Genomic DNA, 15,234 nt, shown 5'->3' with positions numbered 1-15,234 from the left:
GGCCGAGATGCTGACGCTTGAGGCGGCGGACTGGACTGACGGACGATGCATGAACTTCGATGTCTGTGTCTACCATTCGGCTATGTCTGCTCGCCGCGTCACCGCCACCATCGCCCTAGCCACGCTGGCGAGCCTGCTCGCCGTCAACGCCGCCCGGGCCGACGGCCCGGCGATCAGCACCCCCGGCGCACCCACGGTGGTGGCCAACGAACCGCATCAGCTCACGCTCAGCTGGACGCCCTCCGCCTGGGTCGAGCCGGGCAACGAGCAGCCGATCAACTACGAGGTGCAGGTGCCGCTCGGGCCGAACACGTACCGCTTCCTCGGCTCCACCACCGACACCACGATCACGCTGACCGACCTCGCGCCCGGCACGACGTACCGGATCGGGATTGCCGCCCGCGCACTCGGCGGCTACTCCGACACCTCGCCCACCACCACAGTGCGCACCGCGGCGGGCCGCGCGACGGTCAGCTACTTCAACCTGGACTGGTCCCCGACGAACAACCAGATCCAGCACCTGCTGAAGGTGACCAACACCGGCACCGGGCCACTCGACCTGAGCACCGTGCAGGTCCGCTACCACCTGCGCTTCGAGGGCGCCAACACCTCGCTGGTGCCGAACTGCGACTGGGCCGCGCTGGGCTGTGACCGGATCCGGCAGACCGTGCAGTTCTTCATCCCGCCAGGCGGGCCGCCCAGCGGGATGACGACCCCGGCGCCGCCGAGTTACCCGGTCCCCGGAACGCCAGTCCCCGGCTGGGTGGAGCTGACCTTCACCGAGGGCACGCTCGCGCCCGGCCAGTCGACCGGGCCGATCCAGCTACGGCACCACCGGCACAGCTGGAGCACCATCGACGAACGCGACGACCCGAGCTGGCTCGCCGCCACCGGCCAGTGGACCGAGAACGACCGGATCACGCTGGACGTCGACGGGGTACGCGAGTTCGGCGACACCTACTCCTGACCGCGCGCCTGGTGGTCGCGGCGCGAACGGGCGTCCGGCCCGACTTGTCCTGACGAGCGTGATGCCTGTGAGTCATATTGATGCCTCACAGGCATCACGCTCTACCGCGAACTACCCCCGACCATCCCGCACCCTGGCTCTGGCTTCTGGCGTTCTACGACGTCAAGGAATGCATGCCACGTCGCGTCGGTGCCGAAGCAGCGCTTCCGGGTCTGGCAGGTCTTCGATCCTCCTCGGTAGGCGGATCCGCTGGCCGTGGTAGCCGGAGTAGTGCTCGGTGCCTCCCACGACGTGCAAGACGTACGACTCGTCAATCCAGATCAACCCTCGGTCCAGCAGGTCGTCAACGTTCAACACCTGCGCGGAGACCTCTGGCAACCTCGCTTCCTTCGGCACATGCCTGTTGAATCGAGGCCCAAGGGTCGCGACCAGCGCCTCCTTCACGCCCCGCGCATCGTCGGTCCGCGGCCAGCGGAGGTCGCAGTGAGCCAACCAATTGGCGATGTCAGCAGCCGCAGCCGGAGCACCGTGCTGGTCGAGCAGCCGGCCGACCTGGTCGTGCAGGACCGATGAGCCCCGATTGCCGGTCAGGTGCTGGCGGAGGCGTCGACGTAGATCCCCGGTCGAACCGACGTAAACGACCTCGCCGTTCTCGACAACCACGTGCACACCGGGCGTTTGGGGAGCGTCACCGGCGGTGTCCCGTGTGTAGGGCCGCGCGGGGCTGAAGCCGGACAGCGGATCGTCGGAGGAAGTGTCGGACACGCCCAGACGCTACTGACCTGAAACATTTTTCGCGGTCCCGCGAAGCCGTCACCGTGCTCGTGCGACTGGCAGGTCCTCGACGTGGCCCCATTTGAGTTCGGTGCCACCGAGCAGAGCCGCCTCGCCCCACGAGACCCGGAGCAAACCTTCGTCGGAGTTGCAGGCGAACCCGACGAGCAGCACCCTCGGCTCGTCGGTCATCTGCTCCACGGCCTCCCGAAGAGCCGAGCGGTCGCGGGCCTCCTCCGGCGTGAGCGGCATCAGCGGCAGAGTGACCTCCTCATGGCTCGGCTCAGGCCCAAAGAGGATCAACAGGTCTCGGATCAGCCGGTTGAGGTCACGCCCCGGGCGGGCGTCGCGCATGTCCAGGTCGCTCCGCGTCGTGTACCGCCAGGGCAGCAGAAGGTGGCCCCGACAGATGGTGACTCTCACCTGCGCACCCGGTGGGTGCACGCCCACCACATCGGGGAGGTCGTGCAGATATTCGTGCAACACCTCGTACTGCTGCTTCCACCGAACCGGGCCGAACGCATGATCGGTGTCCAACTCCGACGCGTCACGGGCGTCCTGGGCAAGCTCGACCGCGCGGCGCAGCGCCGCAGGGATCTCCGTGCGCAAAGTGGTTGCCAGCGGCAGCCCGAACTTTTCGATCGACCACCGGGACGGACCGTCAGCATCCCGCACGTCGCTCACCCCCCGCACTGAGACGAACACGCTCAGGCATGAAGCGTCTCATGTCGATCGATGGATGAGAAGGCGCAGCGATCAGTGGGCGAAGCCTTTGGGCAGGTGGAGCCGGGCGGCCGGAACGCCGAGGGCGAGCAGCAGTGGTCGCGCACGGGCCAGCATCGCGGGTGGGCCGCAGAGGTAGATGTCCTGATCCGGCTGGTGGTGTTCGAGGGCGATGGTCAGGGCGTCTCCCCGTTCGGCCGGCTCCGCGCCGGGGTCGTCGGACAACGCCGGCACAATGGTCAACCAGTCGTGGGCGCATTGCAGCTTGTCGAGGGCGATCGAGTCGTACAGGTCGGTGAAGGTGCGCGCGCCGACGATCAGCGTCACCCGCCGGCCGTCCGGTGCGGCGGCGACCTGCTCGACCAGGGCGCGTAGCGGCGCCAGGCCGGTGCCGCCTGCGACGAGGAGCAGATCGCCCGTGCTCGCCGGATCGAGGCTCAGCCCGGTGTCGAGGGGTGGGCCGAACCAGAGCAGGTCGCCGGGGCATACCTGATGGACCAGGCGATGGGAGACGGTGCCGGCGGGTACGGCGCGGACGTGCAGCTCGACGGTGCCGTCCGCGCGTGGGGCATTGGCCGGGGAGAGCCAGCGCCAGTGACCGGGTAGGCGCGGGGTGCAGACCGGGACCGCCTGACCTGGCTGGAAGGGCAGCCGCCGCCAGGGACGTACCGTCAGGATGGCGATGTCGGGAGACGGCCGGTCGTGGTCGATCACCTGGACGTGCCACCAGGCCGGGCCGTCGCCGGCCCGCGCGGCGGCGCGGCGGATGGCGTGCGTGGCGTGGCACCGGGCGCGCCCGGCGGCGACGGCGAGCTGCGGCGTCCACAGTGGGCGCGCGTGGCGGGCGACGGTGGCGATCAGCGCGTCGCCGATGGTGGTGGCATGCGGGAGCAGGTCGAAGTGACGGTACGCACGGCCGAGCACCAGGAGCAGCGCCGCCCGGTTCGCCGGGTCGTCGCCGCCGACCAGGAGACGACCCAACGCGGTGAAGAACAGCGGCGCGTCGCGGTGCGGGAGCAGCCCGGGGCGCCGGTCTTCGAGGGCGCACCAGAAGTCGGCGGCGGCCCGCACGTCGACCGACTCCCAGGCGGCGACCAGACTCGGGCGGTCGGGGTCGTCGTCGATCACGGTGGGCATGCCGGCTCCAAGACGTTGCTTCATGGATGGCACCGGGGCGGGCGGGAGGAGTTGCGCCGGTGAGGGCCGGCGCAACTCCGGGACAAGGCACCCGCCCCGGGCCATACGACGACTGTCCCGGCTGACCAGGTACGACGGCATGTCACAGTGATCATCGACGGCATGCGCGATCCGCATGCGGTCGACGTCGCGACGATCGAATCGGGCAGACTGCGGGCATGACGGAACGCCCGGTGCTGTATCTGGTCGTCTGCGCCGCAGGCCCGGCCGAACACATCGACGAGCTGGTCGACCTCCTGATCGCCGACGGGTGGCAGGTCTGCATGATCGTCAGCCCGACCGCCGCGCCGTGGCTCGACCGTCAGGCGCTGCAAGACAAGACCGGCTATCTGGTACGCGTGGAGTGGCGGATGCCCGGCGACCCGGAGCCGCACCCACCGGCCGATGTGGTGCTGGCCGCGCCCGTCACGTTCAACACGGTGACGAAATGGGCGCTGGGCATCAACGACACGCTGGCGCTCGGCGTCCTCAACGAATCGCTGGGCGCGGGGTTGCCGATCATCGCGTTTCCGCACACCAAGGCGGAGTTGGCGGCGCATCCGGCCTATTCCGGTCACCTGGAGGTTCTGCGTGCTGCCGGCGTGGTCGTGGCCGACGGCAAGCCGCTGGACTCGATGAACGGGCCGGGGCGTTGGGGCGTGGTCATCGACGCGCTGCGGACGGCACGCACGTCCTGAACGGTTGCCGCCTATTGGCGGTCCTTTGACGATATGCGTCGTGCGTATACCAGCGCACTACGCAGCGTGTTCAATGGATAGGCTCGGATGAGGCGAGACGGACGGAGCCGCCGGTGACCCACGCGAACTGCCCTCGGTGCGGCGGACGGCTGGCCCGGGACAACGACAGCGGACGGTGTACGCCGTGCCAGGCCGCCGAGCGGGACCGGTTGAGCACGCCACCGGTGGTGCCGGCGAGCTTCTGGGAACACGAGCCGGTGCGGCGGGCCCTCGCGGAGCGGCATCTGGGGCGGGTGGTCCGCGCCTACCGATGCCATCCGTACCACGGTCGGGTCGCGTTGCCGCAGACCGTGGTGGCCGGGTGGTTGGGGATCACGCAGGCACAGTTGAGCCGGGTGGAGAACGGACCACCGCTCGTGCACCTGGACCGATTGGCGCACTGGGCGCGGCTTCTCGGGATACCCGCTCCCTGCCTCTGGTTCGCACTTCCGGGACAGTCACAGCGATCGGTCGAGGAAGCCGAGATTGCCCGCGCCGTAACCGATCCACACGGCGCTGGACCCGACGAGGGTCGACGCGCCCTGCTAGCCGGAATCGCCGCTGTCGCTGCGGGCGCGGGCCTCCTGGGCGGCAGCGAACGGGTCCAGCCTCGGCGAATCGGCACGGCGGATATCGCTCGACTGAACGCCGTCTTGGAGCTGTACCGGTCAGTGGACCGGGAATCCGGTGGTGGTCTGCTGTATCGGGAGGTAGCCCGGTTCGCGGAATCGGTATACCGGATGCTGGATTGGTCGCACCCCGCCGGGCTCACACCGCCCCTCATCACGGCGGTGGCGACAGCTCGACAGCTGGCCGGCTGGACTGCGCTCGACGCGGGAAGGCACGACGACGCGCAACGACACTTCGTCGCCGGGGAGCGTGCCGCGTTGACTGCCGACAACGGACCGCTCGTCGCGATGATCCGGTACGCGCAGGTCAAGCAGCTTCAACACCTTCGGCACAACCGGGATGCCCTCGCGACGTTACAACTCACGCATGCGCAGCTCGGGTCGCAGGCAACGCCAGCGGCAAGAGCCCTGCTCTGGGGCGCCGAGGCGGCCTCGATCGCGGCACTCGGTGACCACGAGACTGCCGTGAGAACCCTCGGAAAGGCGAGCGACCAGTTCGAGCGCATCAACAAGGAGCGTGAGCCGGCCTGGATGGGCTTCTATGACCGCGGCGAGTTGTTCGCCCAGTATGGGCGCGTGTACCGGGACATGGCACGGCGAGACCGCAGGCACGCGTCCGAAGCGGTGCGCTGGGGCAGGGATTCCATCGCTGCTTTTGGTGCGGGGAACGTTCGCAGCACTGTGCTCAACGAGGCCGGGCTGTGCAGCGCGCTGTTCTTGGCCGATGAGCCCGAGCAGGCGCTTGCGGTCGGCGCGCGGGTGCTGAAGCAGGAACGGGCGATGAGATCCAGGCGGGTACTCGATCGGATTGTCAATCTGCGGCGTGATCTCGCACGGCATCGAGAGCTTTCCGAAGTAGCCGAATTCGAACGGGTCATCGCCGCTCGGGCTGCGGCCGCCGCGTGAGCGGGCGGTTCTCCGAGGAGACGATGACGGCGGCCATGCGGGACATCGCCGCCACCCTGAACGTCTCGTTCCACGATGCCCGGTTGCTGCGGTTGACCAACAACGCCGTCTTCGCCCTGCCCGACGCCGGCCTCGTCATCCGAATCGCGCGAACCCACCAGCTGCGGGACAGGGTGACGAAGGTGGTGCAGCTCGCGCGCTGGTTCGCTGAGCTCGACGCGCCGACGATTCGCCTGGCGCGCGATGTCGAGCAGCCGATCGAACGCGCGGGCCTAGTCGCCTCGGTGTGGCAATTCGTCCCACCGCATCCACATCCTCCAACCGTGGAAGACCTCGGCGCGGCGTTGCGGACATTTCATGCTCTCGGTGTGCCCGCCTTTCCGCTGCCACTTTGGGATCCCATCGGCGACGCACGGCGGCGGCTGGCCGACGCGGACCAACTCAGCAAGCCCGACCGGGACTTCCTGGCCGACTGGTGTGACCGACTTGAACCAGAAGTCGCGAACCTCGTTGGTAGCGGAACGCGGACCCTGGTCCACGGAGATGCCCACGCCGGCAACCTCCTCCGGGAGCCGTCGGGCCGCACGGTCCTATGCGACTTCGACGCCACCTGCGTCGGCCCGTGGCAGGTCGACCTAGCAGCGGTCGCGGTCGGCGAGGCGAGGTTCGGAGGAACAGGGAGGCACGGTTCCTTGGCCACCGCTTATGGCTTCGACGTCACCGCCGACCCGTCCTGGCCATTACTGCGAGATGCGCGGGAGTTGAAGATGATCGCAGCTGCCGTACCGCTTCTCACTACCGGGCCGAGCGTCGCAGGCGAGTTCGCAAACCGGCTCCGTTCGGTACGACTGAGCGATCCGACAGCCCGCTGGACGCCCTTCGCCGATCTTGCTCTGCCAACCAGCCGCTGTTGACCCAATCGACCACGTCCTTATGGGATGACGGCTGGCGTGGGGTCCGAGGCCTTTGGACTTCTGTCGATGACCCGACACGGGGATCTCGACGCGCAGTCAGGGCAGCGTCGCAGCGCGCCTGCCGGCTACCTTGCCTGGATGACGGATCTTGAGCGGGGTGTGTACGAGCACCTCATCACCCGCGAGCTGGCCAACCAACTCCAGCACGTCGATCCCGCCCTGATCCAGCACCACAAACTCGACCCCGCCGACGCGCACCACACCCTCGCCCGGCACATCGCCACCCTGGCCGCCCGCGCCCTCCAATCCCTCCCCAACGGCGACGACAAGCTCCACCACCAGGTCGAGATGGCGAACCAGATCGCCGACGCCATCGCCGCCCTGAGCCCGAAGGCAGCGACGGAGCAGGACCAGGTCACCGACGCCAAGCACCTGCTCCACGCCATCGCCGCCCCACCAACCTCACCCGCGGAACCCACCTTCCCGCAGCGCCCGACCACTCCCCTCTCCACCGGCGCGCTGCTGGTCAACGGCCGTCACCAGCCCCGCATCGGCCACGAGGTCAACCACGAGATGGCCTCCGCCGAGAGCGTCGATCTGCTCTGCGCGTTCATCAAGTGGTACGGCCTCCGCGTCGTCGAGCACGCCATCCGCGACCTGATCGCCCGGGGCGGCAAGGTTCGCGTCATCACCACCACCTACCTCGGCGCAACCGATCAGCGAGCACTGGACCGACTCAAAGAGCTCGGCGCTGAGGTCAAGGTGTCCTACGAGACGAGGACTACCCGGCTGCACGCCAAGGCGTGGCTGTTCCGCCGCAGCAACGGCACCACCACCGCGTACGTCGGCTCGTCGAACCTGTCGAAGACCGCGCTGGTGGACGGCGTGGAGTGGAACGTCCGCATCTCGAACATCGAGCAGCCACACGTCATCGACACGTTCACGGCGACGTTCGAGGACTACTGGAACGATCCGGCGTTCGAGGCGTACGACGCGGACAGGGACGCCGAACGCCTGCGGCAGGCACTCACCGGAGAACGCCGCGACGAAGCACCAACCGAGATCTCGAACCTGGACGTGCGCCCGTACCCGTACCAGGCGGAAATCCTTGCCGACCTGGACGCGGAGCGGTTGGTGCATGGACGGTGGCGCAACTTGGTGGTGATGGCGACCGGCACGGGCAAGACCGTGGTCGCTGCCCTCGACTACCGCCGGCTACATAAGGCGGGCCGCGCAGACTCGCTGCTCTTCGTCGCTCACCAGGAACAGATCCTGCGGCAGAGCCTGTCCACGTTCCGGCAGGTCATGGGGGACGGCAGCTTCGGCGAAACTTTGGTCGCGGGCGAGAAGCCGAACGGCTGGAAGCACGTCTTCGCCTCCATTCAGTCGCTGCACCGCCGGGAGGTCGACCCCGAGGCGTACGACATGGTGATCGTCGACGAGTTCCACCACGCCGAGGCACCGACGTACGCCCGGCTGTTGGAGCGGTTGCGTCCCCGCGTACTCCTGGGCCTGACCGCGACCCCCGACCGGACCGATGGCGGCGACGTGCGCCGGTGGTTCGACGGCCGCGCGGCTGTTGAGCTGCATCTGTGGGACGCGTTGGAGAGGCAGTTGTTGGCGCCGTTCCAGTATTTCGGGCTGCACGACGACGTGGACCTGTCGCAGGTCACCTGGAAACGTGGCCAGGGCTACGACCTGGCAGAACTCAACGGCCTCTACACCGGCAACCACGCGCGGGCGCGGTCGGTGCTGCGCGCGGTCAGCGACAAGGTGGACGTCGGTCGGATGCGGGCGCTCGGGTTCTGCGTCAGCATCGGGCACGCGGAGTTCATGGCCGACTGGTTCAGGCAGCACGGCGTCGCGGCGGCGGCGGTGACCTCGGGAGTCGACCGCTCGACGCAAAAGGGAATGCTGCGGGACTTCAAGGCCGGCAAGTTGCGGGTGCTCTTCACTGTGGACCTGTTCAACGAGGGCGTCGACCTGCCGATGGTCGACACGATCCTGATGCTGCGGCCCACCGAGAGCGCCACGATCTTCCTGCAACAGCTCGGTCGTGGCCTGCGCCTCGACGACGACAAGCCCCGCCTCACGGTGCTCGACTTCATCGGCGGGCAGCACGCCAACTTCCGCTTCGACCTACGGTGGCGTGCCCTGACCGGGGTGAGTCGACGAGCGATCACCGAGGCGGTCCGCGACGACTTCCCGAGCCTGCCCAGCGGCTGCCACGTCGAACTGGACCGGGTGGCCAAGGAAGTCGTGCTGGCCAACCTGAAGAGCGCGTTGCCCACCTCGAAGACCGGCCTGGTGACCGAGCTGCGACAGCTCGGCGACGTCAGCCTGGCGACGTTCCTGCGTGAGACCGGCCTGGAGGTCGAGGACGTGTACCGGTCGGCCAGCATCGGCGGCTGGGCCGGGCTGCGGCGGCTCGCCGGCATCGAGACGTCCGCCGCCGGCCCCGATGACCGGGACCTGGGCCGGGCCATCGGGCGGATGCTGCACACCGACGACATCGACCGGCTGGAGCTGCTGACCCGGGTCGCGGCCGGACCGCCCGCGCCAGGTCAGCAGGTGTACGCGGGCAACAGTCGACTGTTGGACATGCTGCACTTCAGCCTCTGGGGGCCGAACGCCCCGCTGTCGACGCGCGATGAGCGGCTGGCACGGCTGTGGAAGGAAACGGCCCGCTGCGCCGAGTTGCGGCAGCTCGCCGAGGTGCTGCGGGACCGCATCCACCGGGTGATGCCGACCGTCGCTTCGGGCGCGGTGCCGTTGCGGGTGCACGCCCGGTACAGCCGCAACGAGGCTTGTGCCGCCTTCGGGATGACCAACCCGGGATCACTGCGCGAGGGGGTGAAGTGGCTGCCCGACGCCCAGGCCGACCTGTTCTTCGTCACCTTGGTCAAGTCGGAGGCGCACTACTCCCCCACCACCATGTACGCCGACCGGGCCATCACCGACACCCTGTTCCAGTGGGAGTCGCAGAGCACCACCTCGGCGGCGTCGGCGACCGGGCAGCGCTACACGTCGGGCGGCTCGACAGTGCACCTCTTCGTCCGGGAAACCCGCATCGCCGACCGTGACCTGGGCGCACCGCCGTACCTCTACGCCGGCACCATGACCTACGACTCGCATACCGGCGACCGACCTATGCGCGTCCTGTGGCACCTCGACCACGCCCTACCCGCCGACGTCTACGCCACCGCCCGGACGATCGCCGCCTAGCCCTGCATAGTCAGGCAGCGTCCGCGTTCGAGGCGAACCTGACGTCCAGCCTTCGGTCCAGAGCACGAGCTAGCCGCTCCAACACCGGCAGGGTCGGCACCGTCCCGCCTGCTTCGAAGCGGGCCACCGCGGACTGAGTCATGCCGGCGGCGCGGGCCAACTGGCTCTGACTCCAGCCATGCCCTTCGCGCAGATGGCGTACCTCCTGCCCAAGCTCGAAGGCGATCCGGGTGGCCTCGTAGGTCTCGCTCGCTCCCGGCTCCGCCATCCGGCGCTCACGCAGGTCGTTCCAGTCCAGGCGATCACTCATCGCTCCACCTCATAGCATCAATGCTATCGGATGAAAGGTGCGAGCGGACTCGTGGCACTAAGTTGAAGACCATGGAGCAGCGGATCAGCCTGATCACCCTGGGCGTCGCGGACGTGGCCCGCGCAAAGGCGTTCTACGAGCAGCTCGGCTGGCGAGGTCAGGAGGTCGAGGAGACCGTCTTCTTCCAGGCCGGCGGCTTGGCCGTCGTCCTCTGGGGTCGCGACAAGTTGGCCGAGGACGCGGGCATCGAAGGGCCGGGCACCGGCGCGATGACCCTCGCCCAGAACGTCCGTTCCCGGGCCGAAGTCGACGAGGTGATCGCCACCGCGACCAAGGCCGGCGCGACGATCACCAAGCCGGCCCGGGAGACCTTCTACGGCGGCTACGCCGGTTATTTCGCCGACCTGGACGGCCACCTGTGGGAGATCGCCTGGAACCCGGGCTTCGCCCTCGCAGAGGACGGCTCCCTGACCGTTCCCGACTTCAGCGCCATGAACTGAGCCGCGCCGACACGGACGCTGATCAGGGTGCCGGAGACGGGCAGAGCAGCGGGTCCAGCAACGGCAGTTGAAGTGGGTCCAGGCAGATCGCCAGCAGCCCCGGATCCGATGAGGGCGTCGCCGTAACAGTCGCGGTCGGCGTCGGCGTCGGCGTGCGCGACGCGACGGGCGGTGTCGGCGGGGCTGACGCGGGTGGGTCGGTGGTGGGGGCCGGGTCAGGTGTGGGCACCGGACTGGCCGGCGGGGCCGGTGCGACGGTCGGCGCAGCGGTCGACGGCAGGGCCACCGCCACGACAGGGGGATCCACTGTAGAGACGGCCGGCGGAGTCGACCGTCGGACAGCCGGACTCCATACGGCGCTCTCTGCTGAGCCAATCCGCGACCGGGGTGCCACGGGCGCGGCGGGGCCGATCGGAACGAGGAGCGCCCCGACCCTCGGAACCTCCATGGTCACGATGTCCGCCGAGGCCACCGGCCCGTGTGAACCCCACGCGCCAGGTCCCAGAGCACCGGGGCCCAGCGCACCCGGGCCGAGGGTCACGAACACCACTGCCGCGACGGCGGCAGCGCCGAGCGCCCGTCGGTCGGGGCGTACCGCGGTCAGGGGTGCGTCCTCCGGTTCCGCCAGGACAACGGGCGCGGGGCGGGCGGCCCGATGCGCGGCCAGCAGCGCGTCGACCTGCGCGATGACGGCGACGCGATCGTCGGCGGCGGCGAGGGTGAGGTAGAAGCGGAAGTTCACCACGGCACCAGCCGGGACCCGGAGGCCGGACAGTCGACCGCGATCAGGCAGCAGGGTGACTGGGACGTCCGGGTGGTGGGCGGGGCCGATCAGGTCGGCGTACCGCCACTCGCGCCGGTGTTCAGCGCCGCCGAAGGCCACCCGTCGGCTGGTCACCACGGCCATGCCGGTGTCGACGATCCGCAGTCCCGGCGGCAGTTCCTCGGAAGAGGTCTCGGCGAGGGACCACAAGCCAGGGGTGGGCAGGCCGGGGACGTGCCGCGCCTCGGCCTCGACCAGTGTGGCGACGGGGAGGACGCGGAAGACGAGTTCGTCGTCGTCGAGGTCCACCGGCAGGCCGGTGCGGGGCTGCGTACACCCGAGGAAGCTGGCGGCTTCGATGCGGAGCCGACCCAGGTGGTCGTCGCGGCACCGCCAGGCGTCGGTGGCGTCGCGGTACGCGCGCTGCCGCCGCTCGTTCTCTCGCTCGGCCCAGGCGATGCGCCAGGGGGCACAGGCCACAGAGGTCACGGTCACACGCGGTACAACCGCTCACGTACGTGACAGGCAACGCGAGCCGGATCGATGCATCCCGTTGCGCCCGAAAGGAGAGAATTTCCGGCAGCGGCGGAGCCGGCCACGCTGGGCTCGGCCCCGCCGCCGCGCATCGCCCCTACAGCGAGGTGAAGAACTGCCTCATCTCAGTGGCCAGCAGGTCCGGCTCCTCCAGCGGCATGAAGTGCCCGCCCCGGCCCGGCTCGCTCCAGTGCCGGATGTCGAGGCAGGCCCGCTCGGCGATCGAGCGCGGCATGCCGGCCTGCGCGGGTTCGGTGCTCACCGTGAACGCGGCCGGCACGGTGATGTCGGGTCGTGGCGTGTTGTGGCCGAAGTCCGCGTACTGCCGGAACGACGAACCGATCGTGCCGGTCACCCAGTAGAGCGTGATGATGGTGAGCAGGGTGTCCCGGTCGATGCTGTTCGCCAGGTCCCCGTGGTTGTCGCTCCAGTCGCGGTACTTGTCGATGATCCAGGCGGCCAGCCCGGCCGGCGAGTCGGCGAGCGCCGCCGCGAGGGTGTCCGGGCGGGTGCCCATGATGGCGCTGTAGCCGCCGTCGGTCTCGTCGTACGCGGCTTCGGCGTCCAGGTACGCCTGCTCGGCCGCCGACAGTGGGCGGGCGTCGAAGCTGGCCGGGAACGGTGGATGGATCATGTGGATACCGGCCACCTGCTCCGGATAGAGGGCACCGAGCCAGCCCGTGACCACTCCCCCGACGTCGCCGCCGAAGGCGCCGTACCGCTCGTAGCCGAGCACGTCGGTCATCAGTTCGTGCTGCGTCCGAGCCAGCAACGCCCGGGTGACCGGCTCGTCTGGGACCTCCGAGAAGCCGAAGCCGGGCAGTGACGGCACCACCACGTCGAAGCCGCCGCCGGCAGGGCTGGTCAGCCGGTCGACCAGGGGCAGCATCTCGACGAAGCTGCTGGGCCAGCCGTGGCTGAGGATCAAAGGCAACGGCGCGGGCGTACCCGCCGGGCGCGCGGCCCGGACGTGCAGGAAGTGCAGCTTCCGGCCGCCGACGACGGCCAGGTGCTGGGGGTACGCGTTGAGCTCGGCTTCGTGAGCGCGCCAGTCGTACCCGTCGTGCCAGTAGGACACCAGGTCCCGCAGGTAGTCGGGGTCGACGCCGCCCTGCCACGGCTGGTTGCCGCTGCGGTCGGTGAATCGGGTACGGGCCAGTCGGGCCCGTAGGTCGTTGAGGACCGCATCGGGCACGTTGATGCGGAAGGAAGAGAAAGACATTGGTCCTCCGACAAGGAGGGCGCTCCCCGACGCGGAAGGTCAGCTGAGGGGGACGGCGGAGAGGAGCGCCCAGGAATGACGATGGGTGGTCACCGGGCTCACCTCCTCTCGTGGCTGACGAAGATCACTCTAGCCGAGTGGGTCGGGGAGTCGGCCCCGGGTCGGAAACCTCGACCGGGTACGCGGCGGGTACGCCTCGCAGTGCTCGGCCCAGTGCTGGGCGGCGGTGGCCAGGGCGTCCGCGGAGACGGTGAGGATCAGCGGGTAGATCGCGCTGGACGGGCGGCGCATCCACGGTGGCAACGACTCGGCGGAGAACTCCACGATCAACTCCAGCCGGCGGCGGCGCAGCACCCGGCTGCGCAGGGCCAGGTTGGGTTCGGTGAACCGGACCATCGCCGGTGGCGCGCTCAACGCGAGGGCGGCGGTGGCCTGCCCGTGCAGCCAACCGCCGAGCGCGCGCGCCTCCTCGACCATCAGGCTGGGGTAGTGGTGTGACCAGGTCTGACCGTCGGCGGTGCGGGCGTCCACCTCGATGAGCAGCCAGTCGTGCCAGCCGGGCGTGGCCCCGTCGGGGTCGTCGGGCGGGTCGATGCCCGGCTGGTAGCCGACGGGGCGTATCCGCACCCGGGCGCCATCGTCGGACCGGATCTCCACTCGATCATTCTGGCCGAGCGAAGCGGACTTCAGGCCCCGAATCGGTCACTTCGTGATGATCCGTCGCACACCCCTGTGATCGGCGCAGGCGTGGGACCGACCCCCGGCCAGGCTGACCGAGCCGTCGCGGCACTGCACCAGGTAGCCGCGACCCGCCCAGAACTGCGGTACGCAGTCGAACCAGTCGCACACCTCGGCGGCCGGTTTGCGGATCCGCGTGCCGCCGCAGAAGCCGTACCCCAGGGGGTTTTCCGGTGCCCCGCAGCGCGGGTCGGTGGTCGCGCTGGGCGAGGGGCGCGGTGACTTCTTCTGCTTCGGTGGTGGGGTCTTCAGCGCGAGCGCCGGGTCGACCGGGTGGATCAGCGCCGGTGCCCCGCTGGGGGTGGGCGCCGGGGTGGCGGCGGCGGCGACCTCCGCGCCGCCGGTCGGGTCGGACGGGTCCGACTCGATCAGCGCCGCCGGCACCAGCAGCGCGATGGCCGCCGCCACCGCGATGCTCCTGCGACCACCGGGTACGAACGACGACAGTCGGGCCTGCCCGGGGGTGGCCACCGCCGGCCGGAACGGCTTGAGCTGGGCGTGCTCGGCGATCAGTTCGTCGAGCTGGGCGAGCACCGCGGAGCGCTGTTCGATCGCGTCGGCGAAGGCCAGGGTGAGCTTGAACCGGAAATCCGGCGCGGCGTCGGTGGGCAGCAGCAACCCGGAGGTACGCCGCCGGTCCAGCACCTGGATCAGGGTGACCGGTGCGGTCGGGTCGTGGGCCAGGCCGGTCATCCGGCCGTACGCCCAGTCGCGTCGGCCGCGTCCGCCGAGCAGCACGAGCCGACGACTGGTGATCACGGCCATGCCGGCGTCGGTGACGCGGACGCCGTCGGGGCGGCGTGGACGCAGCGGCCCGGTTCGCGGGTCGACATGCAGGTCCGGCGCGGGCAGCACTGCGGTGTGTCGCACCTCGACCAGTTGCGCTGCGGGCAGTGCCCAGAGCACCACCTCGTCGCCGGCCAACTCCAACGGCAGGCCGGCGCCGGCAGCCGCCGAACCCTGGAAGTCGGCGGCCAGGGCGCGCAGCCGCCGTAACTCGTCGTCGCGTCGCCGCCACGCCGTCTCAGCGCCACGGAACGTGCTGACCCGCCGCACGTTCTGCCGGTGCGCCCACCGGTACCGCCATGTGGAACCCGTCGAATCAGTCTTTGCCAC

Annotated in this window: 14 protein-coding genes; 6 read left to right on the top strand and 8 right to left on the bottom strand. The window is 69.7% G+C overall.

Features of this window, described 5'->3' with window-relative positions:
- The first annotated feature begins 82 nt into the window (after positions 1-82).
- A complete protein-coding gene (locus AB0C03_RS19975) occupies positions 83-967 on the top strand; it encodes a cellulose binding domain-containing protein (RefSeq protein WP_357638288.1) in 885 nt (294 codons plus the stop codon).
- Between the two features lie 162 nt (positions 968-1,129).
- Here AB0C03_RS19975 and AB0C03_RS19970 read toward each other — a convergent pair whose 3' ends face one another.
- The 3 genes from AB0C03_RS19970 to AB0C03_RS19960 all read right to left on the bottom strand — a co-directional run bounded on the left by AB0C03_RS19970 (position 1,130) and on the right by AB0C03_RS19960 (position 3,601).
- Positions 1,130-1,732: a GIY-YIG nuclease family protein gene (locus tag AB0C03_RS19970; RefSeq protein ID WP_357638286.1), complete on the bottom strand. Its 603-nt coding sequence runs from the start codon at positions 1,730-1,732 to the stop codon at positions 1,130-1,132.
- A gap of 48 nt (positions 1,733-1,780) precedes the next feature.
- Positions 1,781-2,425, bottom strand: coding sequence for a hypothetical protein (locus tag AB0C03_RS19965; RefSeq protein ID WP_156057503.1), 645 nt, complete (start codon positions 2,423-2,425; stop codon positions 1,781-1,783).
- A 72-nt stretch (positions 2,426-2,497) separates the two neighbouring features.
- A complete protein-coding gene (locus tag AB0C03_RS19960; protein ID WP_357638284.1) occupies positions 2,498-3,601 on the bottom strand; it encodes an FAD-binding oxidoreductase in 1,104 nt (367 codons plus the stop codon).
- A 218-nt stretch (positions 3,602-3,819) separates the two neighbouring features.
- Here AB0C03_RS19960 and AB0C03_RS19955 point away from each other — a divergent pair, with 218 nt between their 5' ends.
- From AB0C03_RS19955 to AB0C03_RS19940, 4 genes are all read left to right on the top strand, one after another.
- Positions 3,820-4,338: a flavoprotein gene (locus AB0C03_RS19955; protein WP_030331410.1), complete on the top strand. Its 519-nt coding sequence runs from the start codon at positions 3,820-3,822 to the stop codon at positions 4,336-4,338.
- 209 nt (positions 4,339-4,547) lie between these two features.
- Entirely contained in the window at positions 4,548-5,912 is a 1,365-nt protein-coding gene (locus tag AB0C03_RS19950) for an NsdA family TPR-like regulatory protein (protein ID WP_357638282.1), read from the top strand.
- A gap of 23 nt (positions 5,913-5,935) precedes the next feature.
- Positions 5,936-6,826: an aminoglycoside phosphotransferase family protein gene (locus AB0C03_RS19945; RefSeq protein ID WP_357638280.1), complete on the top strand. Its 891-nt coding sequence runs from the start codon at positions 5,936-5,938 to the stop codon at positions 6,824-6,826.
- A 138-nt stretch (positions 6,827-6,964) separates the two neighbouring features.
- The gene (locus AB0C03_RS19940) at positions 6,965-10,051 is read left to right on the top strand and encodes a DEAD/DEAH box helicase (RefSeq protein ID WP_357638278.1); all 3,087 of its coding nucleotides are present in this window, start codon (positions 6,965-6,967) and stop codon (positions 10,049-10,051) included.
- A 10-nt stretch (positions 10,052-10,061) separates the two neighbouring features.
- On the opposite strand, the gene AB0C03_RS19935 is transcribed toward AB0C03_RS19940, so the two are convergent.
- On the bottom strand, positions 10,062-10,361 hold the full coding sequence (locus AB0C03_RS19935) for a helix-turn-helix domain-containing protein (RefSeq protein ID WP_357638277.1): 300 nt from the start codon (positions 10,359-10,361) through the stop codon (positions 10,062-10,064).
- 71 nt (positions 10,362-10,432) lie between these two features.
- On the opposite strand from AB0C03_RS19935, the gene AB0C03_RS19930 reads away from it, so the two are divergent.
- Positions 10,433-10,861 carry a VOC family protein gene (locus AB0C03_RS19930; RefSeq protein WP_030331420.1) on the top strand — a complete coding sequence of 143 codons (429 nt, stop codon included), beginning with the start codon at positions 10,433-10,435 and terminating at the stop codon, positions 10,859-10,861.
- A gap of 22 nt (positions 10,862-10,883) precedes the next feature.
- Here AB0C03_RS19930 and AB0C03_RS19925 read toward each other — a convergent pair whose 3' ends face one another.
- The 4 genes from AB0C03_RS19925 to AB0C03_RS19910 form a co-directional block, all read right to left on the bottom strand.
- The gene (locus AB0C03_RS19925; protein WP_357638275.1) at positions 10,884-12,104 is read right to left on the bottom strand and encodes a hypothetical protein; all 1,221 of its coding nucleotides are present in this window, start codon (positions 12,102-12,104) and stop codon (positions 10,884-10,886) included.
- A gap of 151 nt (positions 12,105-12,255) precedes the next feature.
- Complete coding sequence (locus tag AB0C03_RS19920) at positions 12,256-13,380, bottom strand: epoxide hydrolase family protein (protein ID WP_357638273.1); 1,125 nt, start codon at positions 13,378-13,380, stop codon at positions 12,256-12,258.
- Between the two features lie 129 nt (positions 13,381-13,509).
- Positions 13,510-14,037 (bottom strand): WapI family immunity protein, encoded by a 528-nt coding sequence (locus tag AB0C03_RS19915; protein WP_030331425.1) that lies wholly within the window; start codon positions 14,035-14,037, stop codon positions 13,510-13,512.
- A gap of 45 nt (positions 14,038-14,082) precedes the next feature.
- Entirely contained in the window at positions 14,083-15,234 is a 1,152-nt protein-coding gene (locus AB0C03_RS19910) for a hypothetical protein (protein ID WP_357638271.1), read from the bottom strand.

The organism is Micromonospora parva (genome assembly GCF_040649675.1).
Classification (GTDB): domain Bacteria; phylum Actinomycetota; class Actinomycetes; order Mycobacteriales; family Micromonosporaceae; genus Micromonospora; species Micromonospora parva.
The sequence above is the reverse complement of the archived record's forward strand: the minus strand, read 5'-3'. Positions and strand labels throughout refer to the sequence as shown.

Bases quoted from the DNA above. Each gene is read 5' to 3' on its own strand.
- AB0C03_RS19975 (WP_357638288.1), top strand. From the start codon at position 83: ATGTCTGCTCGCCGCGTCACCGCCACCATCGCCCTAGCCACGCTGGCG.
- AB0C03_RS19960 (WP_357638284.1), bottom strand. From the start codon at position 3,601: ATGCCCACCGTGATCGACGACGACCCCGACCGCCCGAGTCTGGTCGCC.
- AB0C03_RS19955 (WP_030331410.1), top strand. From the start codon at position 3,820: ATGACGGAACGCCCGGTGCTGTATCTGGTCGTCTGCGCCGCAGGCCCG.
- AB0C03_RS19945 (WP_357638280.1), top strand. From the start codon at position 5,936: ATGACGGCGGCCATGCGGGACATCGCCGCCACCCTGAACGTCTCGTTC.
- AB0C03_RS19940 (WP_357638278.1), top strand. From the start codon at position 6,965: ATGACGGATCTTGAGCGGGGTGTGTACGAGCACCTCATCACCCGCGAG.
- AB0C03_RS19935 (WP_357638277.1), bottom strand. From the start codon at position 10,361: ATGAGTGATCGCCTGGACTGGAACGACCTGCGTGAGCGCCGGATGGCG.
- AB0C03_RS19930 (WP_030331420.1), top strand. From the start codon at position 10,433: ATGGAGCAGCGGATCAGCCTGATCACCCTGGGCGTCGCGGACGTGGCC.
- AB0C03_RS19920 (WP_357638273.1), bottom strand. From the start codon at position 13,380: ATGTCTTTCTCTTCCTTCCGCATCAACGTGCCCGATGCGGTCCTCAAC.